At 39.5% G+C, this 25925-nt stretch carries 17 protein-coding genes and 5 tRNA genes; 18 read left to right on the forward strand and 4 right to left on the reverse strand.

Annotated elements, in window-relative coordinates:
- Nucleotides 1–84 precede the first annotated feature (84 nt).
- From HPC41_RS05770 to HPC41_RS05780, 3 genes are all read right to left on the reverse strand, one after another.
- Nucleotides 85–768, reverse strand: a complete 684-nt coding sequence (locus HPC41_RS05770; RefSeq protein ID WP_104385115.1) for an ABC transporter ATP-binding protein — start codon at nucleotides 766–768, stop codon at nucleotides 85–87.
- 99 nt (nucleotides 769–867) lie between these two features.
- On the reverse strand, nucleotides 868–3234 hold the full coding sequence (locus tag HPC41_RS05775; protein ID WP_172393101.1) for an ABC transporter permease: 2367 nt from the start codon (nucleotides 3232–3234) through the stop codon (nucleotides 868–870).
- Nucleotides 3235–3317: 83 nt separating this feature from the next.
- Nucleotides 3318–4571 carry an efflux RND transporter periplasmic adaptor subunit gene (locus HPC41_RS05780; RefSeq protein ID WP_172393102.1) on the reverse strand — a complete coding sequence of 418 codons (1254 nt, stop codon included), beginning with the start codon at nucleotides 4569–4571 and terminating at the stop codon, nucleotides 3318–3320.
- Between the two features lie 668 nt (nucleotides 4572–5239).
- On the opposite strand from HPC41_RS05780, the gene HPC41_RS05785 reads away from it, so the two are divergent.
- The 4 genes from HPC41_RS05785 (at nucleotide 5240) to HPC41_RS25035 (ending at nucleotide 10089) form a co-directional block, all read left to right on the forward strand.
- Nucleotides 5240–6622, forward strand: a complete 1383-nt coding sequence (locus HPC41_RS05785) for a TolC family protein (RefSeq protein ID WP_172393103.1) — start codon at nucleotides 5240–5242, stop codon at nucleotides 6620–6622.
- A 31-nt stretch (nucleotides 6623–6653) separates the two neighbouring features.
- Complete coding sequence (locus HPC41_RS05790) at nucleotides 6654–8015, forward strand: sigma-54-dependent transcriptional regulator (RefSeq protein WP_172393104.1); 1362 nt, start codon at nucleotides 6654–6656, stop codon at nucleotides 8013–8015.
- 3 nt (nucleotides 8016–8018) lie between these two features.
- The gene (locus tag HPC41_RS05795) at nucleotides 8019–9338 is read left to right on the forward strand and encodes a sensor histidine kinase (protein WP_172393105.1); all 1320 of its coding nucleotides are present in this window, start codon (nucleotides 8019–8021) and stop codon (nucleotides 9336–9338) included.
- A 223-nt stretch (nucleotides 9339–9561) separates the two neighbouring features.
- On the forward strand, nucleotides 9562–10089 hold the full coding sequence (locus HPC41_RS25035) for a hypothetical protein (RefSeq protein WP_216660674.1): 528 nt from the start codon (nucleotides 9562–9564) through the stop codon (nucleotides 10087–10089).
- An 86-nt stretch (nucleotides 10090–10175) separates the two neighbouring features.
- Here the strand turns inward: HPC41_RS25035 and HPC41_RS05805 are convergent, their stop codons facing one another.
- Nucleotides 10176–11231 (reverse strand): BamA/TamA family outer membrane protein, encoded by a 1056-nt coding sequence (locus HPC41_RS05805; RefSeq protein WP_172393106.1) that lies wholly within the window; start codon nucleotides 11229–11231, stop codon nucleotides 10176–10178.
- Nucleotides 11232–11664: 433 nt separating this feature from the next.
- On the opposite strand from HPC41_RS05805, the gene HPC41_RS05810 reads away from it, so the two are divergent.
- From HPC41_RS05810 to rpoC, 14 genes are all read left to right on the forward strand, one after another.
- A tRNA-Thr gene (locus HPC41_RS05810) sits at nucleotides 11665–11737 on the forward strand.
- A gap of 26 nt (nucleotides 11738–11763) precedes the next feature.
- Nucleotides 11764–11844: transfer RNA gene (locus HPC41_RS05815), tRNA-Tyr, on the forward strand.
- Between the two features lie 48 nt (nucleotides 11845–11892).
- Nucleotides 11893–11965: transfer RNA gene (locus HPC41_RS05820), tRNA-Gly, on the forward strand.
- Between the two features lie 95 nt (nucleotides 11966–12060).
- Nucleotides 12061–12132, forward strand: a tRNA-Thr gene (locus HPC41_RS05825).
- Nucleotides 12133–12204: 72 nt separating this feature from the next.
- Complete coding sequence (tuf, locus tag HPC41_RS05830; protein WP_077437774.1) at nucleotides 12205–13389, forward strand: elongation factor Tu; 1185 nt, start codon at nucleotides 12205–12207, stop codon at nucleotides 13387–13389.
- A 162-nt stretch (nucleotides 13390–13551) separates the two neighbouring features.
- Nucleotides 13552–13622: transfer RNA gene (locus tag HPC41_RS05835), tRNA-Trp, on the forward strand.
- 23 nt (nucleotides 13623–13645) lie between these two features.
- Nucleotides 13646–13840 carry a preprotein translocase subunit SecE gene (gene secE / locus HPC41_RS05840; RefSeq protein ID WP_028072657.1) on the forward strand — a complete coding sequence of 65 codons (195 nt, stop codon included), beginning with the start codon at nucleotides 13646–13648 and terminating at the stop codon, nucleotides 13838–13840.
- 19 nt (nucleotides 13841–13859) lie between these two features.
- On the forward strand, nucleotides 13860–14405 hold the full coding sequence (gene nusG / locus HPC41_RS05845; RefSeq protein WP_104384853.1) for a transcription termination/antitermination protein NusG: 546 nt from the start codon (nucleotides 13860–13862) through the stop codon (nucleotides 14403–14405).
- Nucleotides 14406–15047: 642 nt separating this feature from the next.
- On the forward strand, nucleotides 15048–15491 hold the full coding sequence (gene rplK / locus HPC41_RS05850) for a 50S ribosomal protein L11 (protein WP_028072660.1): 444 nt from the start codon (nucleotides 15048–15050) through the stop codon (nucleotides 15489–15491).
- Between the two features lie 22 nt (nucleotides 15492–15513).
- Nucleotides 15514–16212 (forward strand): 50S ribosomal protein L1, encoded by a 699-nt coding sequence (gene rplA, locus HPC41_RS05855; protein WP_046672240.1) that lies wholly within the window; start codon nucleotides 15514–15516, stop codon nucleotides 16210–16212.
- 2 nt (nucleotides 16213–16214) lie between these two features.
- The gene (gene rplJ / locus HPC41_RS05860; protein ID WP_108635839.1) at nucleotides 16215–16733 is read left to right on the forward strand and encodes a 50S ribosomal protein L10; all 519 of its coding nucleotides are present in this window, start codon (nucleotides 16215–16217) and stop codon (nucleotides 16731–16733) included.
- A 78-nt stretch (nucleotides 16734–16811) separates the two neighbouring features.
- The gene (gene rplL / locus HPC41_RS05865; RefSeq protein WP_002992785.1) at nucleotides 16812–17189 is read left to right on the forward strand and encodes a 50S ribosomal protein L7/L12; all 378 of its coding nucleotides are present in this window, start codon (nucleotides 16812–16814) and stop codon (nucleotides 17187–17189) included.
- Between the two features lie 169 nt (nucleotides 17190–17358).
- Complete coding sequence (gene rpoB / locus HPC41_RS05870) at nucleotides 17359–21168, forward strand: DNA-directed RNA polymerase subunit beta (protein ID WP_172393107.1); 3810 nt, start codon at nucleotides 17359–17361, stop codon at nucleotides 21166–21168.
- 72 nt (nucleotides 21169–21240) lie between these two features.
- Nucleotides 21241–25518: a DNA-directed RNA polymerase subunit beta' gene (gene rpoC, locus HPC41_RS05875; RefSeq protein WP_172393108.1), complete on the forward strand. Its 4278-nt coding sequence runs from the start codon at nucleotides 21241–21243 to the stop codon at nucleotides 25516–25518.
- Nucleotides 25519–25925: the final 407 nt, after the last annotated feature.

A 25925-nucleotide genomic window follows, 5' to 3' on the forward strand; every position in this document is an offset into this window, starting at 1 on the left:
AACTCGTTTATTCAATAGCCCTTTTTCCTATAATTTACATGGACTTTAGATTAAAACATTTCTTATCCTTACAACGTATCTTTGCTAGGATCCTAATGATGTTGTTTCCATGATCACCTGTCCATCCAGCATGCGGATCACACGATCGGAGAATTTAGCGTCGTGTTCACTGTGGGTTACCATCACGATGGTTGTGCCAGCCTCATTCAATTCGGTCAGGAGCTGCATGACCTCATTACCGTTGTTGGAATCCAGGTTACCGGTAGGCTCATCGGCAAGAATTAATTTCGGATTATTGACGACAGCACGGGCGACAGCTACACGTTGTTGTTGACCACCTGACAGCTGCTGTGGAAAGTGGTTGCGACGGTGCATGATTTGTACTTTTTCCAGAACTTCTTCGACACGTTTTTTGCGTTCAGCCGCAGGGACATTGGTATAGACAAGAGGAAGTTCCACGTTTTCAAATACCGTCAGCTCATCAATTAGATTGAAACTCTGGAATACAAAACCAATATTATGCTTACGAAGATCCGAGCGACCGCGTTCTTTAAATTTGGCCACCTCGATTTCGTTAAATAGGTAGCTTCCCTCGTCCAAATCATCCAATAAACCGATAATATTCAGTAAGGTTGATTTGCCACAACCCGAAGGGCCCATTACGGCGACGAATTCACCCTCTTTCACGTGAATATTCAAATTGTTTAGTGCGACAGTTTCGACTTCCTCTGTGCGGTAATACTTTTGAAGATTGGTTATTTTAATCATATTTTTTGCGCTCATGGTTGTATGTTTTGGGCCTTGGCAATCGCTTTAGGCTGTTAATATGCTGTTTAATATATTCTTTTAAATTGTTTATTTGTCTGTTTATTCGTCTCTAAGTGTTTTGGTCGGATTGGCTACTGCTGCTTTAAAGGCCTGTGAACTTATTGTCAATAAAGCTATGATAGTCGCCGTCAGACCACTTATGACAAAGATAGTCCATGAAATCTGGATATGATGTGCATAGTTGGTTAACCATTTACTCATGATTATCCAAGCGATCGGAAAGGCAATAATGCAGGATATTGCCACAAGAATGACAAACTCACGATTGAGCATCTGGATAAGACCTGAGACAGAGGCACCCAATACTTTGCGAATACTGATTTCCTTGGCACGTTGTTCGGTTGCATATGCAGCTAGACCAAATAATCCCAAACAGGAAATAATGATGGACATTAAGGCAAATACACTGGATAACTGCTGTACAAAAAGTTCATCTTTAAATTTATTGTTGAAGCTATCATCCAAAAATTTATAGTCGAAGGGGAAGCCGGGATTATTTTTGACAATAATCTTTTCGATTTGTTGAATGGCATTTGGTAAGTCGATTCCAGCCTTTGTCTTGATGGTCATGATACCATTATCTTTATTCATCGGTAGAAATAGCATCGGCTCAGGATCGGCATATACATTGTTATAAACAAAGTTCTTGACGACGCCTGCAATGGTGAGTTTTTCTTCACCGTAACTGATGATGTCACCGGCAACAAGGCCATCTTTTCGGATAAGCTTTGCAAATGCTTCGTTGATGACAACTGACGTACTATCGCCCATAAAATTTTTATGAAAGTTTCTACCGTCAAATAGCTTTAAATCCAAAGCTGGGATAAGGCCCTCATCGGCGCGCAACATGCCAATTAAAATACTCGCATTTGGATCTTTTCCATCCCAGCTAAAGCCGGATGTATTGGAGTTGATATTAAGGATACTCATATCACTGACACCGACTTCTTGAACGACTCCCGTTGCCAATAATTGATTTTTAATCAGCGGTAGATGTGTAGCCATATCGCCTTGAAGCGCTGTCGTCAATACTTGACTCTTATCAAATCCGAGATCCCTATTTTTGTTGTGCTGAATCTGTTGATAGATAATAATGGTACAGATAATCAATACAACTGATGCTGTATATTGCAAGATTACTAGACCTTTGCGTATTAGACTTCCGCTACCTGCCTTCTGTTTAGCCCCTTTGATCGTTGAAAGCGGCTTGAATGCAGAAAGGAAAAATGCTGGATAACTACCTGCAAATAGTCCACATGCCAATGTTATTGTTGCCAGAAATAAGAGGTGTGAAGGAGCCAAAATGTTCACTTGAAGTTCTTGGCCGATCATGGTGTTAAAAGGACGGATAAAGATGTATATCAGCAATGTGGCCACGAGAGAGGAAATAATAGCCAATACAAGGGATTCTCCCAAGAATTGCGTAATGAGTGATTTGCGGCTTGCACCAACCACTTTGCGCATACCGACTTCTTTTGCTCTTTTTTCGGACCTTGCGGTTGCAAGATTCATGAAATTAATGCAGGCAATCAGCAAGACCACCCAAGCGATAAAGGTAAATAGCCGAATATTCTTGATACCACCTTCTTTTTCGATACCACTGTTATCAAACTGATTGTAGGTAATCCAACGTTCCATTGGATAAAGGTAATTTTGCGAGAAAGTGACTTCACCCTTGGTTTTGTTTTTGACGAAATCCAGCATCAACCTGTTGATTTGTTCAACGTTGGCATTTTCCTCGATTTGAACGAGTGTTTGTAGGCCGTTGTTTCCCCAGTTTTTCAGCCACTCTTGTCCAGCTTCGAACTTTTTAAAAGGGATGAGCCATTGAAAATCATAACTGCTATTTTTGGGTAAATCTTTAATTACTGCTGCTACAATAAATGGCTCGCTATTGTTTGTTTTGACAGTTTTTCCCAATGCAGGGCGATTACCAAATAATTTTTTTGCTGCTGTTTCTGATAATACGATATTATTGACTTGATCGAAGGCTGTTTTTCTGTCACCTTCCAGAAATTCCAAAGATAGTACATCAGCAATGCCGCCATCAGCATAAACCCCAGTTTGAAATATATTATTGTCGCCGACAGAAAACAGCATTGGCGAATTCCAGCTGATGCGCACGGCATGCTTGATACCGGGAATTTCTTTTTCTATGCTTTGGGCAAATGGTCCTGGGGTAGATTCAAATACATAAGTGGCACCATCATATGTCTGTTTTGATTTGACAACGTAGATGTCCTTTTTGTTGGCGAAATTATCGTTGTAGCTCAATTGATTTTCAACCCATAAAAAAATCAACGATGCCGCAGCAATCCCTACCGCCAGGCCAAAAATATTGAGAAAGCTGTAACCTTTGGTTTTCCAAAGATTGCGAAGCGCGGTTTTAATAAAGTTTTTAATCATCGTTCTTATGCTCTTATAATAGCGGCTATTGAAAGGATTGGATGTCTCTTCTATTTCATCTTTTCAATAACCGCTATGCGATTTTATTTTTTAATATTTAGCTCCTGTACCTTATCATAGGTCTCATAACTTGATACGATAACTTTATCGCCAGGTTGTAGACCTTTGATAACCTCATAATATTCGGGGTTTTGCCTTCCTAGCTGGATATCCACACGATATGCTGTGCTTCCATTTTTATCCAATTTGAAGATCCAGTTACCACCAGTCTGTTGATAAAATCCTCCTTTTGCCAATAATAAGGCCTTTGTTTCGTCGCTTAATGCTAAGCGTATCTGCAAGGTCTGACCGCGGCGGATCCCTTTGGGAACGTCATTGATAAATTCCATATCAACCTGGAATCGGCCATTGGTGACCTGCGTGTATACCTTCTTGATGCGAAGTTTATAGGTTTTATCACCGATAGAAAATTCTCCTTGCAAATCAGGAAAAATACGGTTAATGTAATGCTCATCTATATCGGCACGAACTTTAAAACCTGTCAAAACGTCGATTTGACCTAAACGCTCGCCTGCATTTTTATTTTGACCGATTTCGGCATCAAAAGCTGTTAACTGGCCATCGACAGGTGCCCGCACAATCAGGTCACCAATTTTCCTTTTCATTAACTCCAATGCACTCTGTGTACGCTGGTAAGTCTGCTTGTCTTGATTGGTCTTTTGCGCATTGGAGATCTCGTCTTGTTTTAAGATCTGTTTGGTCAAGTGGACACGTTCCTTTTGATAATTATATTCGTTCTTCGATTTCTCGAATTCTTGTGTACCTATCGCTTTTTCTGCAAGTAATTTTTTATTCAGGTTATAGACACGTTCAGCTTCTCGATAGGCCTGTTCTACATCAGCCATCTGATTACGATTGTTGATAGATGCCTGTTGCGCATTCGTCTGGGCGATCTGCGACTGTGTCAATAGGTTCAATACCTGAGTCTCCTGTTGAACCAGTGTGAGCTCTTGATCTGTATTGGATAGGCGCATAATAGGATCTCCTTTTTTTAAGACAGTACCATCCTCAACAAATTTTTCTTCTACGCGACCACCCACAGAAGCGTCTAAATAGATGCTGCTGATTGGAAGAACTGTACCATTTATCGGGATAAATTCTTGAAAGTTTCCATTTTTTATTTCGACTATGGAGATGCGGTCAGCCTCTACATTGAGTTTGCTTTTGCCTGAGGTAAAATAAAAGCTTGCACCGATTAATCCAACAATGCCAGCAACCCCTACAATGGTCATGATACGTTTGCTATTCCACTTCTTCTTTTCTAAAGGTCTGTCCATAATTTAATATCAATTTGGTATGTAACTATGAAAGCTGTGCCAATAATTTAAAAATCTGATTTTTAGTTGTTTATATTGTTTTCCTTTACATTCGGTGTTCGATAGCGGACACTTCTTGTACGGAGACGTACAGCCTACAGTTTTTTACAACTTCTTTAAATAGGATAGGGGGATATAATTAAGACTAATTTCTATATTTAAACGGAGCTTATTCGGTATTTCCCTGATCTTATTCGTAGTATACTATCGATCTTTAAGATGATTACTCGGGTGGATATCTATAACATCAAGTATTATAGGATCATAACGCAAGTCTTGGGGATAGTAATTTTTAATTACAGTAAGTTAGGATCAAGTAGTGATCAAATTCAGCATTTAGACAGTAATTATTCAGTGTTGGTTCAGTACTTGTTCAGTGATCACTCAGTGCAAACTGAACAACTAGTGACTGATTACTGTCTAAAAAATGAATGAAAATTGTTATTAGGTATAAATTGGTATTAGGATGTATCAGTTTTTGCGAGTATCATTGAATTTCAATTGTCCAACTACGCACACCGACTGTCCATTAATGAACATTTTTTTAAACTTATTTTTTGTATCAATTTGATATTTAATGTTTTATTTGTTTGGCATGGCAATGGTCAGCAAGAAAATAAAAAATGGATATGAAGAGAGTCTATATATATACTACGTTATGCTTTTTATTGAGTTATGCCAGCGCAGAAGCGCAACAGGTTGAGCAGGGACTATCGGAAAGGGAGACGGGGATAGCAACGGTTGTAGGGGGCGACGATAAACAAATGACTAAGCGAACTTTAGCTGAATGTATACAATTAGCTGTAAAAGCTAATCCTACTTTGTTGCAGAATGAACTCAATGTAAAACGCGCTGAAGTGAATCTTTCACAAGCAAAGGCGAATCGATTGCCCAATTTAAATGGACAACTAGGTCATAGCCTTACCTCGGGGCGTTCAGTCGATAACTCCACAAACCAGTACATTACCAGAAATAACTCTTCTGGGAATTTCTCATTAGATGCTAGCGTGCCGGTATTTAATGGATTTCGGATATTAAATGATATCCGAATGCGCGCTGATGCGAAGACGGCCGGAAAACTAGAGTTTGATTCTCAGGTTAATGCATTGAAACTTGATGTCATTACGGCTTACATCCAGGTATTGACAGCACAAGATGTTTTGAAGCAATCTGAATTGCAGACCGAAGTGACCCGTGAGCAGGTGCGTCGTGCCGAAGCAATGCAAAAAGAAGGCGCGATTAATCCTGGGGATTATTATGATCTGAAGGGACAACTTGCCAATGATATCAATTCGATCGAAAATAATAAGCAGATTCTTAATATGAATCGTGTGAAAATGGCTGGTTTTTTAAATATTGACGAAGCGCAGTTGGGCGATTTACAAGCATTGGAGTTGACAACTGACGCGCAGAAATTAGATGCCGCAACACTTTATAAATTGGCTACGGAAAACCTGCCGGATATTCCGGCGCTAGATTGGAAAATTAAAGCAGCCGAAAAGAATATCAAAATAGCACAATCATCCTATTGGCCTTCTTTATCGTTAAACGGTGGGTTGAATTCGAATTATTCCAAAAATGGAATGGACGGGGATTATTGGTATCAGATGAAAAATAATGTTGGGAAATACGTTTCGCTAAATCTTTCAATCCCTGTATTTAATAGGTTTAAGGTTAGGAATGATGTTAAATTAGCTAAACTGGATTTAGAAGCAACTAAATTCCAACGGGAGATAGCCCTAAATAATTTAAGAGCCGAGACTTCAAACGCCGTTTTTAACCTGAGGAATGCGAGCAATACGATAGTGCAATTGCATGAGCAAAACACAAATTACGCCGAATCGTTTCGCATCGCCAAGGTTGTATTCGAGCTGGGGAATAGTAATTCGGTCATATTTTTAACAGCGAAGAATAAATACGATAACAGTCAGATCCAATTGGTTGTCAAGCAATATGAATGGTTGCTACAAAAATATATCAATGATTATTACGCAGGCTCGTTAAATTTATAGTTATCTTAGTGTCTGAAAGAAGCCAGGGAATATGAAAAAAGCATCTATTTTAGTTGTCGACGATGACCAAGATTTACTTACTGCAGCAAGGATTTTGCTGAAACCTAAAGTTAGCCATGTTCAAGTCGAATCTAATCCAGAAAACCTGATTGGGCATTTGGAGAAAATGCCTTATGACCTTGTGCTTCTGGATATGAATTTCAAAAGCACGATCAATACAGGAAATGAAGGCTTATATTGGTTATCACGGATCAAAGAAAAGTTTCCGCAGGTTCATGTAATTATGATCACGGCCTATGGCGCCGTCGATCTAGCAGTAAAGTCACTGAAACAAGGCGCTGCTGACTTTGTGGTTAAACCTTGGGAAAATGAGCAGTTGTTGGCAACGATTGAAAGCACACTTGCGGAGTCAAAGAATAGGGAGCGGAAGAATAAAAGTTCGCTGTTACGCTCAAGTACTAGTCCGGATCTCATCGGTAATTCAGTGGTCATGGATGAACTGCAATATAAACTTGAAAAAATAGCACCGACTGATGCAAATATTCTGATACTGGGGGAAAATGGAACAGGTAAAGATCTGATTGCACAGGCTATCCAACGACGGTCATTACGCTCAGATCAAGTGTATGTGAAGGTTGATGTGGGGGCGCTGACAGAAACGTTATTTGAAAGCGAGCTTTTTGGCTATAAAAAAGGGGCATTCACGGATGCACGCGAAGATCGTCAAGGACGTTTCGAAGCAGCAAATGGTGGAACATTGTTCCTGGATGAAATTGGGAATATCTCCTTGCAACAACAAGCCAAACTATTGACTGTGCTGCAAAACCGACAGGTTACACCTCTGGGCTCCTACCAACCGATCCCTGTGGATATTCGTTTGATCTCCGCAACAAATGTATCGCTGAAACATCTGTCGGATGAAAGCCGCTTTCGAAAGGATTTGATTTATCGGATTAATACCGTGGAGATTCAGGTGCCACCATTACGTGAGAGGGGAGAGGATATTAAACTATTGGCTGTACATTTTCTGGATATCTATGCCAAGAAATATAATAAGCGGATCGAGGGATTTGAACCGGATGCTATCAAAAAACTTTTTGCATACCATTTTCCGGGTAATGTCCGTGAGCTGCAATACAGTATCGAACGGGCTGTAATCATGGCTGATCAGGTAAGCATTGCAGGAAATGACCTCTTTTTCTCACCTATTGAACAACAAGCGGAAAGGGTTGTTGTTGAATCTGTATCCAACAGTCAAAATCTGGAAGAATTGGAACGGAAGGCTATCAAATCAGCCATCGAACGTTATAACGGCAATATCAGTAAAGCTGCAAAGGAATTGGGCCTTACACGTGCTGCTCTCTACAGGCGTTTAGAGAAATACGATATCTAGTCTATGAGACATGGAAAGATTTTAAATGCAATTAAGGTTATTTTGCTTTTGGCGGCTTCGGTTGCCGGTGCCTATCTGCTGATGAAACATGAGTATGTGCAGGCCGCATTGGTCTTTTGCATGATGTTTTATCTAGGTTTCAATCTGTATGGTCAATATAATTTCTTAGAACGCCAGCTTGTCGAATTTGCAGAGGCTGTCAAATATAGGGACTTTACGAGGCGTTTTTTGGTGAAAAATCATAAATCAACTGAAGGGCAATTATTTACTGCTTTTAATCAAATTAACGAAACTTATAAGGAGATTAGCATTAAACAAGAAATTCAACATCAGTATCTTGACCGTGTGATCAATATGTTGAATTCAGCGATTATCTTCTATGAAATGGATACTGGAAAAGTGATGTGGGTGAACGATGCTTTCAAGCAGCTTTTCCATTTGCCCCATTTGGGGAATATCGCAGGACTAAAAAAGAAAAATCCTGACCTTTATGAAAAAACAATGCTATTGGACAATGGCCAACAGCAAATGGAACCTGTTCAATCGAGCAAAGGGAAGATCAAGTTGTTGATCCAAAGTTCTAGTTTTGAGACCCAGGATGCCGTATTTCGTATTGTCGTTTATCAAAATATCAATGAAGCCATCGACGAGACTGAGACAAAAGCCTGGCATAAATTATTACGTGTACTTACGCACGAGATCATGAACTCTATTGCCCCGATCAGCTCGCTAGCCGAAACACTCAATGGACGATTGGATCATTTTAGAGGATATGAGGATATTGATGATCTGAAGACAGGTATATCGACCATTAAACGTCGGAGCGAAGGACTCTTGCATTTTGCAAAAAGCTACCGCATGATTAACAAAGTGGATCAGCCACAGGTGGCACCTATTCAGATTTCCCAGCTATTTGAACATATCTATCAGCTGCTTGAGCCGACATTGATTCAAAAAAATATCGATGTCGATATTATCTTAAAGAATACGCGTTTGATACTTTATGCTGATGTCAATCTGATTGAACAAGTTATTATCAATTTGATGTTGAATGCCATAGATGCGGTAAAGACTAGGGAAGATGCATACATTAGTTTGTCTGCATTGGAAATAGATGGGAAGGTGCAGGTTCGCATTGAAGATAACGGGGCGGGAATCCCGGTTGATCTTCAGGAACAGATCTTCACACCATTTTTTACCACAAAGAAAACAGGTACCGGGGTTGGCCTGACGCTGAGCAAACAGATTATGTTGTTGCATAAGGGAACCATTTTTCTCAATAGTGTGGAGGGAGAAGGCAGCGCTTTTGTACTCCAGTTTTAAGTTAAAATGCAAGGTACAACATATCTTAATCCTCTTCCTTTTGTGCTCAAAGTAAAAGTTGCAGCGCTTGTACATTTACGTTGAAATTAAATGTTCCATGTGAAATAATCGCTGAAAGCGGTGTTGTATATACTTTTTTACCAGCTGAAGATGATTAATTATTCCATGACGGAACAAGAATTTAATTGTATATCAGGCTAAATTTTTCGATGTTTGCAGCAAAATGAACTACCACCTGAAGTACTGGCGCCATTATTTCATATCCCATAGCCGGCATGGGACACATTCTCCGTTTGTTTATAAATTGGTGGACGAAGTAATTTATCAGCAAAACGAAGCTGATGCGATTGCAAATTTGCCCCTTGGTATTCGGGAAAGAGGCAGGGTAGAGCAAAAAAAGTATCTGTTAGTCGGCCGTATATTAAAAGCTTTTGCCTATGATCAGTTTGCGTATCTGGCCGAAGCGCCAACAGCAGATTATGAAAAGCTATTGAAAGATGGAACTGGAAGCTATTCCACCCGTAAAATCTATTATATTGATCAGACACACCTTGACCTGAAATTACTGACTTACGTTGCTGAACACGATATATTGATTGTCAATGAACCGCATTTGTCAGGAGAACGGGAAAAATATTGGAACAAGTTAAAAGATGATGATCGCGTGGTTGTCACCGTAGACTTATACCGAATTGGTTTAGTTTATTTCAGAAAGGGACAGCACAAAGAAAATTTTTTGATTAGATTTTAAGGTGGACTGGGGTATTAAGTATTCAGTTTGGGCCTATTGAGGGAGCAAATTGAGGGAGCAAAATTATGAATTGCTCCCATTGTTATTTAGAAAGCCTCACTTAAGGAAAGGTAGAAGCCCGATTGTCGTTTTTCTCCAGCTCTTTGTTCCCCATAAGAATAATCAAATCGAATGCTGCTATTATGCTCCAAGCTAAAGAAGTAACGTACGCCACCGCCGTAACTAGGTACGTATCTACTGCTATTTTCTTTAGAAAAAGTTGAGCCAATTCCCGAGAAACCAACAATGCCGAAGCGAGGATGGAAACGGTAACGCAATTCCGCTTGTGAAGCAAGGTGATTTTTGTCACGATAACGGCCCAGGTAATATCCACGCATCATCATGTCGCCACCTAGCTCACGATAATTATAGAAAGGAATTGTTTTGCCGAATGTCGAACGAAAGATTCCCTGAACGGCAAGCGTAACCTGCTTGTGTATTGGAAAAAAACCGCGAAGGTCTATATCCAAGTTTGCCCCATTGAAGTCAGTGCTCGTCCATAACTTAGGCGCGTAAGCAAGCCGCAATTTGGCATAATAACCACGGGTGCTATAGGAAACATTATCCCGGTTGTCAAATAACTGAGATACACCAAGTAGCAATTGCTGGCCACCCTCTTTTCCAATAAGATTGGATTGATTGAATGCATGGTCGGTGCTGTCACTACGGATCGAAAAATTGTCGTATTGTATATTGATCCCCGAATATAGATTATTTCTAACCTTTTTTTCAGCTTCCAGTTTTACGCGAAATAGCTTTTGATCAACCCGTTCTTCGTCCGTCTTCCAGGTGTCCATGCCGATGCCATAATAATTAAATGGCCAGTTGCGGTATCGAATTTCGCTGACAAAATGATAGTCGTTATTTTTTGACCAAAGATCAGTTTGGAATTTAAAATTAGACTGATGTTTGGAGGTAAAAGTTCCCATAAGCATCATCGTAGAAGTACGGATATGGGGATCAGACTTGTCCAAATAGAAATTATAGGAGCTGGCTAACCCATATTCGACACCTGTTTCCTGTGCGTAGCCAACGGCGGGTAGAACCATAAAGCTGCCTGAACGTGTAGAGTCCTTTTCAGCCGAGAGGAATTTTTTACTCAATTTTTGAATAATATTTTGAGCTTTCAAATCGTTTTTCCCGACTATAAATAACGCAAGCAGCGCTGTATACCGGGTAAGTTTTGAAAGTGATTGCGGTAAAATTTGCATGCCCAAAGATAGTACATTAAGCAAATAACCAAAATAGGTAAATAACCAATTAAAAATTATTGTGCTGCATATCAGTATAATTGACAAAAAGTGGTGTTTTTTTTTGATAAATATTTTTGTAAAGTGAGTTTTGTGTCTATCTTTGCATCAGCAAACAAGGGAACAACGGTTCATTACAACTAAGTTTGCTTAGTTCTTTAAATGAAAAAAAAGTAAAAAATAAACTTGCAAAAATCAAAAGTAAATTCGATATTTGCACTCGCTGAAAAGATAAAGCTATCTGATTAGCGTTGATAGAACGTAAGTTTTTTTAAAAATATTAGAAGCCTCTTTAGCTCAGCTGGTAGAGCAACTGACTTGTAATCAGTAGGTCATTGGTTCGATCCCGATAAGAGGCTCTAAATGTAACGAAAGTTACAGGTCTGGAGGGGTTCCAGAGCGGTCAAATGGGACGGACTGTAAATCCGTTGCTTCGGCTTCGAAGGTTCGAATCCTTCTCCCTCCACACTTTTTTTAATTGGAGTTTAGATTTACTCTAGTTTCTAGTTATTAAGCGGAAGTAGCTCAGTTGGTAGAGCGATAGCCTTCCAAGCTATAGGTCGCGAGTTCGAACCTCGTCTTCCGCTCAAATTTTTCAAGTATTAAATTTAGTCTCTATCTTCTTTGATAATAATGTATCTAAAGGTGGGGGCATTAATACGTAAATAAGGTTTTTTAGTAAGCCGAAGTAGCTCAGGGGTAGAGCACTTCCTTGGTAAGGAAGAGGTCGTGGGTTCAAATCCCATCTTTGGCTCGTACTTGTGTAAAAGTTAAGCAAGAGTATATAACAAATAGAAATAATTTATAATTACTAATTCGCATAAACATGGCAAAAGAGAAATTTGACCGTAGTAAACCACACTTAAACATTGGTACTATCGGTCACGTTGACCACGGTAAAACTACAACTACAGCTGCTATTACTAAAGTATTGGCTGATAAAGGTTTGTCAGAAGCTCGTTCATTTGATTCAATTGACTCTGCTCCTGAAGAAAAAGAGCGTGGTATCACAATCAATACTGCACACGTAGAATATTCTACAGCTAACCGTCACTATGCACACGTTGACTGTCCAGGTCACGCTGACTACGTTAAGAACATGGTAACTGGTGCTGCTCAAATGGACGGTGCTATCATCGTAGTTGCTGCGACTGATGGTCCTATGCCTCAAACTCGTGAGCACATCTTGTTGGCTCGCCAAGTAGGTGTTCCTGCGTTAGTAGTATTCATGAACAAAACTGACTTAGTTGATGACCCTGAGTTGTTAGACTTAGTAGAAATGGAAGTTCGTGAGTTATTGTCATTCTACGAATTCCCAGGTGATGATATCCCTGTAATCAAAGGATCTGCTTTAGGTGCATTGAATGGTGAGCCTGAGTGGGTTGAGAAAATTATGGAATTAATGGATGCTGTAGATAACTACATTCCAATTCCTCCACGTTTGACTGATTTACCTTTCTTGATGCCTATCGAGGACGTATTCTCAATCACTGGTCGTGGTACAGTTGCTACAGGTCGTATCGAAAGAGGTGTAATCAACTCTGGTGATCCAGTTGAGATCTTAGGTATGGGTGCTGAGAACTTGAAATCTACAGTAACAGGTGTTGAGATGTTCCGTAAAATCTTAGATTACGGTGAAGCAGGTGATAACGTAGGTTTGTTGTTACGTGGTATTGAGAAAACTGATATCAAACGTGGTATGGTTATCTGTAAACCAGGTTCAGTAACTCCTCACGATCATTTCAAAGCTGAGGTTTACGTATTGTCAAAAGCTGAAGGTGGCCGTCACACTCCATTCTTCAACAAATACCGTCCTCAATTCTATTTCCGTACAACTGACGTAACTGGAGAAATCTCTTTACCAGAAGGTACTGAAATGGTTATGCCAGGTGATAACGTTACGATCTCTGTTAAATTGATCTCTCCTATCGCTATGGAAAAAGGTCTACGTTTCGCTATCCGTGAGGGTGGTCGTACAGTAGGTGCTGGTCAGGTAACTGAAATCATCTAGTCTGTAATTAGATCTAGAACAATATAAGATAAGCTAATCAATTGAGGTTGATTAGCTTATTTTTTCGGTAAGCGATTTATCGGATTAGAATAAAAAAAAAGAAAAAAAGATTTGCAGAAAGTGGTTTAAAACACTATATTTGCATCACAAAATAAGAAATACACGGGCATAGTTTAAAGGTAGAACGAAGGTCTCCAAAACCTTTGGTCTGGGTTCGAGTCCTGGTGCCCGTGCTTATAAAAACAGATAAACTAAAATGGCAAAAGTACTTGATTTTTTTAAAGACTCTTATGTAGAGATCACTGAGAAAGTGACTTGGCCTACATGGTCTCAGTTGCAAAGTTCAGCTGTTATTGTGCTTGTTGCTTCTCTTCTTATTGCATTGGTAGTCTTTGTAATGGATAAGGCTTCGAGTGTTGGGTTGGAGTTCTTGTACGGTATTGCTTCTTAATTTTCAATAGTATTTATTTATGGCAGATCAAGGTTTAAAATGGTACGTAGTTCGTGCTGTAAGTGGAAAAGAAAAGAAAGTAAAGCAATATATTGATGCCGAGGTTAGTCGTTTAGGTATTGAACACTTGGTTCCTCAAGTGTTAATTCCAATGGAAAAATATTACTTGATGCGCGATGGTAAAAAAGTCGCTAAAGAACGTAACTACTATCCTGGATATGTCTTGTTAGAAGCTGCATTAGATGGTGAGTTGGAGCACGTTATTAAGAACATCAATAGTGTAATTGGCTTCCTAGGAGATAAAGCTGGTAATGCTGTTCCTTTGCGTCAAGCAGAAGTTAACCGTATCTTAGGTAAGGTTGATGAGATGGCTGAGCAAGGAGAAACTATCAATGTTCCTTACTACGTTGGTGAAACGGTGAAAGTCAATGATGGTCCTTTTAATGGCTTTACAGGTGAAATTGAAGAGGTGCATGAGGATAAGAAGAAATTGATCGTGATGGTGAAGGTCTTCGGTCGTAAGACGCCACTTGAATTAAATTACATGCAGGTAGAAAAAGAGTAAGATTAGTAATTAACGATAGAAAAAAGCTTTACATGAAAATGTAAGGCTTTTTTGTTTTTTCCTCTTCCATGTTATCCTGGACTGCTGTAGAATATAACCGATACGTCATCTGGAAGAATGTTAAATGGTATCTCAGCTATTCCCTATGACCTGTACTTTGTGACGAACAGTACCATTCAAATATCGTTTTACTTACGTTTGAGATTTTAAACTCATTTAAACCGACCTTTGGATATCTCAACATGTAACAGATCATTCTTGGATATTTGACAGTGTTTTGGGCATGATCGGTTTTTGATTGCATTGATAAACAATTTTGATGCTTTTATGCACGGCGTAAATGCGGGAATAGATGATGTCTTTAGAAATAGCGAAGATAGGAGTTCGCGTTTGAAGAAAGTTATGAAACAAGGTTATTCAGTGATAGCAATTGAGTACAAATGGAAGTATGTCGGAATAGATTGAACCTTTAGCAAAGAAAAACATAAATTCCTGAAAAATTAAAAGTTATATACTTGCAGGATTCAAATCTTCTTATTAACTTTGCACCTCGGTTGGGGTGTTACGTCCCGATCGATGAATGTTACGTTATTTGCTTCCAACTTACTAACAGACATTTAACAAAATTAAATTCAAAACAAAATGGCAAAAGAAGTCAGTGCGTTAGTAAAATTACAAGTTAAGGGCGGAGCTGCGAATCCTTCACCTCCAGTAGGACCTGCTTTAGGTGCTAAAGGTGTGAATATCATGGATTTCTGTAAACAGTTCAACGCTCGTACGCAAGACAAACCAGGTCAAGTATTACCTGTTGTCATTACAGTTTACGCGGATAAGTCATTTGATTTTATCATCAAGACTCCACCGGTAGCAGTTCAATTAAAAGATGCTGCTAAATTAAAAAGTGGATCTGGCGAGCCTAACCGTAAAAAGGTTGCGGCTATCACTTGGGAACAAGTTGAGACTATCGCTAAAGATAAAATGCCTGATTTAAATGCATTTACTGTAGAGGCTGCTATGAGAATGGTAGCTGGTACAGCACGTAGTATGGGTATTACTGTATCCGGTAATGCTCCTTGGAACAATTAATTAAGAAATCAATTTAAGAAAAGTGGCTAGATTAACAAAAAATCAAAAAGCGGCACTATCCAAAATTGAAGCTGGTAAAGCATACTCTTTGAAAGAAGCTTCGGCTTTAGTTAAAGAAATCTCATTGACCAAATTTGATGCTTCTGTGGATATCGACGTTCGTTTGGGCGTAGATCCTCGTAAAGCAAATCAAATGGTGCGTGGTATTGCAACATTACCTCACGGTACTGGTAAAACTGTTCGCGTTTTAGTTTTGTGTACTCCTGATAAGGAAGAAGAAGCTAAGGCAGCAGGTGCAGACTATGTAGGTTTAGATGATTACATCAGCAAAATTGAAGGTGGTTGGACTGACGTTGATATCATTATTACTATGCCTAGTGTTATGGCTAAAGTTGGTAAATTGGGTCGTATTTTAGGTCCGAGAAACTTGATGCCTAACCCTAAAACTGGTACAGTTACAACAGAAGTTGGTAAAGCTGTAACAGATGTAAAAGGTGGTAAGATCGATTTCAAAGTTGACAAAACCGGTATCATCCATACTTCTATTGGTAAAGCGTCGTTCGATGCAGATAAAATATATGATAACGCATTAGAGGTATTACAAACTCTAGCTCGTTTGAAACCATCTGCAGCTAAAGGAACTTACTTTAAAAGTATTCACATTTCCTCAACTATGAGTCCTGGTATTCATATTGAGACTAAATCAGTAGCAGGTATTTAATCATGAGAAAAGAAGAAAAACAAGAAATTGTTCAAGCTTTGGCCGAACAGATTAAATCTTACGGTAACTTCTATATTACCGATACTGCTGAGTTGTCCGTTGAAAAAGTGAATAGCATTCGTCGTAAATGTTTTGAGCAAGGTATCGAAATTAAAGCTGTTAAAAACACTTTAATTAAGAAAGCATTAATCGAAGCTGGTGTTGAAGAAGAAGATATTTTTGGAACGCTTAAAGGTGCGTCTACAATGATGTTTTCTGAAGTCGCTAATGCACCTGCTAAATTAATCAAAGAATTGCGTAAAACAGGTGAGAAACCGTTGTTAAAAGCGGCTTTCATTGAGGCAACAGCATTCGTAGGAGATAATCAATTAACTGCATTAGTTAATCTTAAATCTAAAAACGAACTTATCGCTGACGTTATCGCTGCATTGCAGTCACCTGCGAAAAATGTTATTTCGGCTCTTCAATCAGGAGGAAATACTGTTGCAGGTTTAGTAAAAGCTTTAGAAGAAAGAGGTTAACGAATCCTCTAGAACAGAATCATTCGTTACAATTTAATTAACAATTTTTACAAAGTACATTCAAAAATTCAAAATAAAATGGCAGATTTAAAACAACTTGCTGAACAGTTAGTTAACTTAACAGTAAAAGAAGTTAAAGAATTAGCTGATATCTTAAAAGACGAGTATGGCATCGAGCCTGCTGCTGCTGCTGTTGCTGTAGCTGCTGCTCCAGCTGAAGGTGGTGCTGCTGCTGCAGAAGAGAAAACTTCATTTGACGTTATCTTGAAAGAAGCTGGTGGTCAAAAATTAGCTGTAGTTAAATTGGTTAAAGATTTAGCTGGATTAGGCTTGAAAGAAGCTAAAGATTTAGTTGACGGAGCACCTAAAGAATTGAAAGCTGGTGTATCTAAAGACGAAGCAGAAGCTTTGAAAAAACAATTAGAAGAAGCTGGTGCTGTTGTTGAGATTAAATAATCTCAACTAATTAGCCCGAAAAGGTTTAGACTCTGACGATTTTTTCGTCAGAGTCTATTCCTATTTATATCAATACGCCACTATGCTGTGTATATGCTGGGCACAGTGGACACGTGGTTTACAGCATACATGTAAGCGCAGTTTTTTTAAAACTAAAATTCATATTCCCTTGGCAAACAATAATATTCAACAAGAAAGAATAAACTTTGCAACAAGTAAGAAAGTTTTGGAATATCCAGATTTCTTAGATGTGCAATTGGAATCTTTCAAGGAGTTTTTTCAATTAGAAACTACTTCTGACAACCGCCATCAGGAAGGGCTGTTCAAGGTATTCTCGGAAAACTTCCCTATTTCTGATTCAAGAAACATTTTTGTGCTAGAGTTTTTGGATTATTTCATTGATCCACCACGTTATGATATCCAAGAGTGTATCGAGCGCGGCTTGACTTATAGCGTTCCTCTAAAGGCTAAGTTAAAGTTATCTTGTAATGATGAAGAACACGAAGATTTCGAAACTATTGTTCAGGATGTATATTTAGGGACTATCCCTTATATGACTCCTAAAGGTACTTTCGTGGTAAATGGTGCTGAGCGTGTCATCGTATCGCAATTACACCGTTCGCCGGGCGTTTTCTTTGGTCAAAGTAGACACACAAATGGTACTAAACTTTATTCGGCAAGGGTAATTCCTTTCAAAGGATCTTGGATCGAATTCGCAACAGACGTAAACAACGTCATGTATGCTTATATCGACCGTAAAAAGAAATTTCCAGTTACTACCTTATTGCGTGCTATCGGTTACGATTCGGATAAAGATATCTTAGAATTGTTTGACCTAGCTGATGAAGTAAAAGTTAGTAAATCTGGTCTTAAAAAATATGTTGGTCGTCGTCTTGCGGCTAGGGTATTGAAAAAATGGGTAGAAGATTTCGTGGATGAGGATACTGGTGAAGTAGTATCTATCGACCGTAACGAAATTATCCTTGAGCGTGAAACTGTTCTAGAAGAGGATCACATTGATTTGATTATCGAAGCTGGCGTCAAGTCCATTATCTTGGCAAAAGACGATGAGTCAAACAATGCGGACTATTCTATTATATATAACACTTTACAAAAAGATACATCCAACTCAGAAAAAGAAGCGGTAGAACATATCTATCGTCAATTGCGTAACGCTGAACCACCAGATGAGGAAACTGCTCGTGGTATCATCGATCGTTTGTTCTTCTCTGATAAACGTTATGATTTGGGTGACGTAGGTCGTTACCGTATCAACCGTAAATTGAAGTTGGGTACTCCGGATGATACAAAGGTATTAACACGTGAGGACATCATCGCAATTGTAAAGTATTTGATCAATTTGATCAACTCCAAAGCTGAGGTGGATGATATTGACCACTTGTCGAACCGTCGTGTACGTACTGTAGGTGAACAATTATATGCTCAATTTGGTGTAGGTCTATCTCGTATGGCACGTACAATCCGTGAGCGTATGAACATCCGCGATAATGAAGTGTTTACGCCAACGGATTTGATTAACGCTCGTACACTTTCGTCGGTAATCAATTCGTTCTTCGGTACAAACCAGTTGTCTCAGTTCATGGACCAAACCAATCCTCTTGCTGAAATTACGCACAAGCGTCGTTTGTCAGCTTTAGGTCCAGGTGGTCTTTCTCGTGAGCGTGCAGGCTTCGAAGTTCGTGACGTTCACTATACTCACTATGGTCGTCTTTGTACAATCGAAACGCCAGAGGGTCCAAACATTGGTTTGATCTCTTCTTTGGCTGTACACGCCAAAATCAACCACTTAGGTTTTATCGAAACTCCTTACCGTAAGGTAAAAGACGGGGTTGTTGTGGTTGACGAACCTGTAGTATACTTATCTGCTGAGGATGAAGATGGTAAAACAATTGCGCAAGCGAACGCTTTATATGATGATAAAGGTAATTTCGAAGATGCAAAAGTGAAAGCCAGATACGAAGGTGACTTCCCAATTATCGAGCCTGAAATGCTTGATTATATGGACGTCGCTCCAAACCAAATCACATCTATTGCGGCTTCGTTAATTCCTTTCTTGGAACACGATGATGCCAACCGTGCATTGATGGGATCAAACATGCAACGTCAGGCTGTGCCTGTATTGCGTCCACAAGCTCCTATCGTAGGTACTGGTCTTGAAGGTCGTGTAGCGAAAGATTCACGCACCTTGATCAATGCTGAAGGTCATGGTGTGGTAGAATATGTAGATGCTGATGAAATTAAAATCCGTTATGACAGAAACGATGATGATCGTCTTGTATCATTTGATGATGATGTCAGAACATATAGATTGATCAAATTCAAGAAAACCAATCAAAATACTTGTATGAACTTGAAGCCTATCGTTAGAAAAGGCCAACGGGTGGAACCAGGACAAGTATTATGTGAAGGTTATGCTACTGAAAATGGTGAATTGGCATTGGGGCGTAACTTGAAAGTAGCATTCATGCCTTGGCAAGGATATAACTTTGAGGATGCGATCGTGATTTCTGAGCGTGTAGCGAAAGAAGACTGGTTTACTTCTCTTCACATTGAAGAATTCGAACTTGAAGTTCGTGATACAAAACGTGGTGAGGAAGAATTGACAGCTGATATTCCTAACGTATCTGAGGAAGCGACGAAAGACCTTGACGAAAACGGTATTATCCGTATTGGTGCAGAAGTTGGTGGTGGCGATATCTTGATCGGTAAAATCACCCCTAAGGGTGAGTCTGATCCTTCTCCAGAGGAAAAATTATTACGCGCAATCTTTGGTGACAAAGCGGGTGATGTAAAAGATGCTTCATTGAAAACTCCACCTTCATTAAAAGGTGTTGTCATCGATACGAAGTTATTCTCCCGTGCGAAGAAAATGTCTAAAGAGGTTGAACGTAAAACTTTAGAGAAATTAGAAGTAGCTCATGATAGAGCTGTTAAATCATTGAAAGACCGTTTGGTAGAAAAGTTATTCACTATTGTGAATGGTAAAACAAGCCAAGGTGTATACAATGTATATAAAGAGTTGTTAGTAGCTAAAGGCGCTAAATTTACACAAAAAATCTTAGCTGAATTAGATTACAACAACATCAACCCAATGGGATGGACAACTGATGAAGATAAAAACGAGTTGATCAAAATGGCCCTTCATAATTACAATATCAAAATTAATGAAGAGTTAGGTTCGTTCAAACGTGATAAATTTGCGGTATCTGTCGGGGATGAGCTTCCATCAGGAATCGTGCAGATGGCTAAAGTTTACGTTGCTAAAAAACGTAAATTGAAAGTAGGGGATAAGATGGCTGGTCGTCACGGTAATAAAGGTATCGTTGCACGTATCGTACGTGATGAGGATATGCCATTCTTAGAAGATGGTACACCAGTTGATATCGTGTTGAACCCATTAGGGGTACCTTCACGGATGAACTTGGGCCAGATCTACGAAACCGTATTGGGTTGGGCTGGTCAAAAATTAGGTGTTAAATTTGCTACGCCAATCTTTGACGGTGCTGAAATGGATCAGGTACAAGACTGGGTGGCGAAAGCTGGTTTACCAAAATCTGGACGTACATATTTGTATAACGGATTGACGGGTGACCGGTTTGATCAACCAACAACTGTAGGAGTAATTTACATGTTGAAATTAGGTCACATGGTTGATGATAAAATGCACGCTCGTTCGATCGGTCCGTACTCATTGATTACACAACAGCCGCTGGGTGGTAAAGCACAATTCGGTGGTCAGCGTTTTGGTGAGATGGAGGTTTGGGCATTGGAAGCATTCGGCGCATCTAACATCCTTCAAGAAATCTTGACCGTGAAATCGGATGACGTAGTAGGTCGTGCGAAAACTTACGAGGCTATCGTTAAGGGCAACAACCTTCCGACACCATCTGTACCAGAATCGTTCAACGTATTGGTACATGAGTTGCGCGGATTGGGTCTAGATATCACATTGGATTAATTAAGCAAATAGAGCTTTGAAGGGCTCCAGTCCTTCAAAGCTTCTTTATAAAGCTTTAACTTTTGAATAAGTATGTCTTACAAAAAAGATAATAAAATTAAAAGCAACTTCACTTCGATCACGATCAGCTTGGCTTCTCCAGAAACTATTTTGGAACGCTCAAGTGGTGAAGTTACCAAACCGGAAACGATTAACTATCGTACCTACAAACCAGAACGTGATGGTTTATTCTGTGAGCGTATTTTTGGTCCTGTAAAGGATTACGAATGTCACTGTGGTAAATACAAACGTATCCGTTATAAAGGTATCGTATGTGACCGTTGTGGTGTTGAAGTAACAGAGAAAAAGGTACGTCGTGAGCGTATGGGACACATCAACTTGGTGGTTCCTGTAGCACACATTTGGTACTTCCGTTCTCTTCCTAATAAAATCGGTTATTTATTGGGACTTCCTACCAAGAAATTGGATATGATCATTTACTACGAACGTTATGTGGTTATCCAAGCTGGTATTAAGGAAGAAGATGGTATCAACTTTATGGACTTCTTGACTGAAGAAGAATATTTAGATATTTTAGATACTTTACCAAAAGAAAATCAATATTTAGACGATAACGATCCTCAAAAATTTGTCGCTAAGATGGGTGCTGAGGCGTTGGAAGATTTGTTGAAACGTATTGATTTGGACCAATTATCTTACGATTTACGTCACCAAGCTGCTAACGAGACTTCTCAACAACGTAAAAATGAGGCGCTAAAGCGTCTTCATGTTGTTGAAGCTTTCCGTAGCTCACGTGAAAATATCGAGAATCGTCCAGAATGGATGATCGTGAAGATTGTTCCAATCATTCCGCCTGAATTGCGTCCTTTGGTACCTTTGGATGGTGGCCGTTTTGCAACTTCGGATTTGAACGACTTATACCGTCGTGTGATTATCCGTAACAACCGTCTAAAACGTTTGATCGAAATCAAAGCTCCTGAGGTAATCTTACGTAACGAAAAACGTATGCTTCAAGAAGCGGTAGATTCATTGTTTGACAATTCACGTAAAGTGAATGCCGTTAAGACTGAAGGTAACCGTGCTTTGAAGTCATTATCTGACATTTTGAAAGGTAAACAAGGTCGTTTCCGTCAAAACTTATTAGGTAAGCGTGTAGATTATTCGGCTCGTTCGGTAATTGTTGTAGGTCCTCACTTGAAATTACACGAGTGTGGTCTTCCTAAAGATATGGCTGCTGAACTTTACAAACCATTTATCATTCGTAAGATGATCGAGCGTGGTATTGTAAAAACAGTAAAATCGGCTAAGAAAATTGTAGATCGTAAAGATCCTGTTGTATGGGATATCCTTGAAAACGTATTGAAAGGTCACCCTGTATTACTAAACCGTGCACCTACGCTTCACCGTTTGGGTATTCAAGCTTTCCAACCTACTTTGGTAGAGGGTAAAGCGATTCAATTACACCCATTAGTGTGTACAGCGTTTAACGCCGATTTTGACGGTGACCAGATGGCGGTTCACTTACCTTTGGGTAATGCCGCGGTTTTGGAAGCCCAAATCTTAATGTTGGCCGCACACAATATCTTAAACCCTGCGAACGGTTCTCCGATTACTGTACCATCTCAAGACATGGTATTGGGTCTTTACTATATTACTAAAGGCCGTAAAACTGCTGGTGACCATATCGTGAGAGGTCAAGATATGACTTTCTATTCAGCTGAAGAGGTTATCATTGCTTTAAATGAGAAGCAAATTGATCTTCACGCTTGGATTAAAGTAAAAACAAAAGTTAGACAAAAAGATGGTAGCATCGTTGATACCCTATTAGAAACAACTGTGGGTCGTGTGATCTTCAACCAAGTTGTTCCTGAAGAAATGGGATTTGTCAATGAATTGCTTACCAAGAAATCCTTGCGTAATATCATCGGTGAGATTGTGAAGACTACGGGTATGGCTCGTGCAGCGCAATTCTTGGATGATATGAAAGAATTGGGATATCAGACAGCCTTCAAAGGTGGTCTTTCTTTCAACTTGGAAGATTTGAACATTCCTGCTGCGAAAGCTGAATTGATCCAACTAGCTACGAACGAAGTTGAAGAGGTAATGAATAACTATAACATGGGTTTCATTACCAACAACGAACGTTACAACCAGATCATCGATATCTGGACGCGTATCAACAACAGATTGACGGCGCACGTAATGGATATTCTTTCTAACGATAATCAAGGTTTCAACTCAGTTTATATGATGTTGGATTCTGGAGCCCGTGGTTCGAAAGAGCAGATTCGTCAGTTATGTGGTATGCGTGGTTTGATGGCAAAACCTCAAAAATCCGGTACTTCAGGTGGTGAGATTATTGAAAACCCGATCTTGTCAAACTTTAAAGAAGGTTTGTCCGTATTGGAGTACTTTATCTCTACCCACGGTGCGCGTAAAGGTCTTGCGGATACAGCATTGAAAACGGCGGATGCGGGTTACTTGACTCGTCGTTTACATGACGTTGCTCAGGATATGATCGTTGTGGAGCAAGATTGTGGTGGTTTACGTGGTATTTACACAACAGCATTAAAAGATAATGATGATGTAGTTGAACCATTGTTCGATCGTATTTTAGGTCGTACACCATTACACGATGTATTCCATCCGGAAACAGATGAGTTGATTGTTTCTGCAAACGAAGATATCACTGAAGAAATCGCTGAAGTTATCGAGAAATCAGGTATTGAGGGTATTGAAATTCGTACTGTATTAACTTGTGAATCGAAACGCGGTGTGTGTGCTTGTTGTTACGGTCGTAACTTGGCATCTGGTAAACGTGTTCAATTGGGTGAAGCTGTCGGTGTTATCGCGGCTCAATCAATCGGTGAGCCGGGTACACAGTTAACACTTCGTACGTTCCACGTTGGTGGTACGGCATCAAATATCGCTGCTGACTCAAGCATCATTTCTAAATACGATGGTAAGATCGAATTTGAAAATGTGCGTACCGTTTCGCAAACAAATGACAATGGTACACATCAGGTTGTCTTAGGACGTTCTGGTGAGGTTAAGATCATTGATGCACATAATAAAATTGTATTCCAACAAAATATCCCTTATGGTTCGCAGTTGTTCGTTGAGGACGGCGGTACAGTAGCTAAAGGTGATAAATTGGTAGAGTGGGATCCATATAATGCTGTAATTATCTCTGAATTTGCAGGTAAAGTTGAATTTGATGCAATCATCGAAGGTGTTACCTTCCGCGAGGAATCAGATGAGCAAACTGGTCACAAAGAGAAAGTAATTATTGAAACACGTGATAAAACGAAAAACCCATCCATCAAGATTCTTGATAAATCCGGAGAGGTTATCCGTACGTACAATATTCCAGTAGGCGCCCACGTTGCTGTTGCTAACGGGGTGACTGTTAAAGAAGGTGGTATCTTAGTTAAGATTCCTCGTTCTACTGGTAAAACACGAGATATCACGGGTGGTCTTCCACGTGTAACCGAGCTATTCGAAGCACGTAACCCTTCTAACCCAGCTGTTGTAACAGAAATCGATGGTGTGGTAACATTAGGTGGTGTGAAACGTGGTAACCGTGAGATGTCGATAGAATCACGTGATGGTCAGATCAAGAAATACTTGGTGCCACTTTCTAAACATATCCTTGTTCAGGATAATGACTTCGTGAAAGCAGGTATGCCATTATCGGATGGTTCGATTTCTCCAGCAGATATCTTATCGATTAAAGGACCATCGGCGGTGCAACATTACATCGTGAATGGTATCCAAGAAGTATACCGTCTTCAAGGTGTGAAGATCAACGATAAACACTTTGAAACGATCGTTCACCAGATGATGCAAAAAGTTAACATCGAGGATCCAGGGGATACACGTTTCTTAGAAAAAGAAGCTGTAAACAAATGGGACTTCATGGAAGAGAATGATTCTTTGTTTGACAAGAAAGTTGTTGTCGATGCGGGAGATTCCAATAGCTTACGTCCAGGACAAATTGTTTCTTTACGTAAGTTGAGAGAGGAGAATTCAAGCTTGAAACGTCGTGACTTAAAACTTGTAGAAGTGCGTGAAGCAATTCCAGCGACTTCAAGTCCATTGTTGCAAGGTATCACTAGAGCGTCGTTAGGTACGAAATCGTTTATCTCAGCGGCCTCTTTCCAAGAGACTACTAAAGTGTTGAACGAAGCTGCTATCGCAGGTAAACGTGACAACTTATTAGGTTTGAAAGAAAACGTAATCGTTGGTCACTTGATCCCTTCAGGTACAGGTATCCGTCAATACAGCAACTTGATTGTCGGTTCTCGTGAAGAATACGATCAATTGTTAGCTTCGAAAGAAGAAGATTAATCTAGCATAGATTATTTCATATAGAAAGGTCCAGGCGTATGTCTGGACTTTTTTTGCTTTATGGAACTAGGTTTTTATGAATTCTTATTCTTAAGGATGTTAATTAGCTATATATTGTCTTGTTCAAAATAATGTAGGATCACTTCTATTTAAGTTCGGATAAGAGAAAAATTATGAGAATTGCTGTTTTCTTATCCATTTTTAGCCAACGGATTGTTTGTTAATAAGTGGGATTCGGGTTGGTTCTTAGATGAAGTTATTGGTCATTTAATTTATGATTTGATCTGTTTGAATTGTTTGGCGGAGGCGTTTTTAAAAATAAATCGATCAATGTTACAGTAAGTTAACGCTAATATTAAAAAATAATAAACAAAAGGCTTGGAACTTTGTTAATAAACTCCCTATCT

The sequence above is a fragment of the Sphingobacterium prati genome (assembly GCF_013167215.1).
Classification (GTDB): domain Bacteria; phylum Bacteroidota; class Bacteroidia; order Sphingobacteriales; family Sphingobacteriaceae; genus Sphingobacterium; species Sphingobacterium prati.

Excerpts from the sequence above, each read along its gene's own strand:
- HPC41_RS05770 (WP_104385115.1), bottom strand. The coding sequence starts at position 768 with ATGATTAAAATAACCAATCTTCAAAAGTATTACCGCACAGAGGAAGTC.
- HPC41_RS05775 (WP_172393101.1), bottom strand. The coding sequence starts at position 3,234 with ATGATTAAAAACTTTATTAAAACCGCGCTTCGCAATCTTTGGAAAACC.
- HPC41_RS05780 (WP_172393102.1), bottom strand. The coding sequence starts at position 4,571 with ATGGACAGACCTTTAGAAAAGAAGAAGTGGAATAGCAAACGTATCATG.
- HPC41_RS05785 (WP_172393103.1), top strand. The coding sequence starts at position 5,240 with ATGAAGAGAGTCTATATATATACTACGTTATGCTTTTTATTGAGTTAT.
- HPC41_RS05790 (WP_172393104.1), top strand. The coding sequence starts at position 6,654 with ATGAAAAAAGCATCTATTTTAGTTGTCGACGATGACCAAGATTTACTT.
- HPC41_RS05795 (WP_172393105.1), top strand. The coding sequence starts at position 8,019 with ATGAGACATGGAAAGATTTTAAATGCAATTAAGGTTATTTTGCTTTTG.
- HPC41_RS25035 (WP_216660674.1), top strand. The coding sequence starts at position 9,562 with ATGAACTACCACCTGAAGTACTGGCGCCATTATTTCATATCCCATAGC.
- tuf (WP_077437774.1), top strand. The coding sequence starts at position 12,205 with ATGGCAAAAGAGAAATTTGACCGTAGTAAACCACACTTAAACATTGGT.
- secE (WP_028072657.1), top strand. The coding sequence starts at position 13,646 with ATGGCAAAAGTACTTGATTTTTTTAAAGACTCTTATGTAGAGATCACT.
- nusG (WP_104384853.1), top strand. The coding sequence starts at position 13,860 with ATGGCAGATCAAGGTTTAAAATGGTACGTAGTTCGTGCTGTAAGTGGA.
- rplK (WP_028072660.1), top strand. The coding sequence starts at position 15,048 with ATGGCAAAAGAAGTCAGTGCGTTAGTAAAATTACAAGTTAAGGGCGGA.
- rplJ (WP_108635839.1), top strand. The coding sequence starts at position 16,215 with ATGAGAAAAGAAGAAAAACAAGAAATTGTTCAAGCTTTGGCCGAACAG.
- rplL (WP_002992785.1), top strand. The coding sequence starts at position 16,812 with ATGGCAGATTTAAAACAACTTGCTGAACAGTTAGTTAACTTAACAGTA.
- rpoC (WP_172393108.1), top strand. The coding sequence starts at position 21,241 with ATGTCTTACAAAAAAGATAATAAAATTAAAAGCAACTTCACTTCGATC.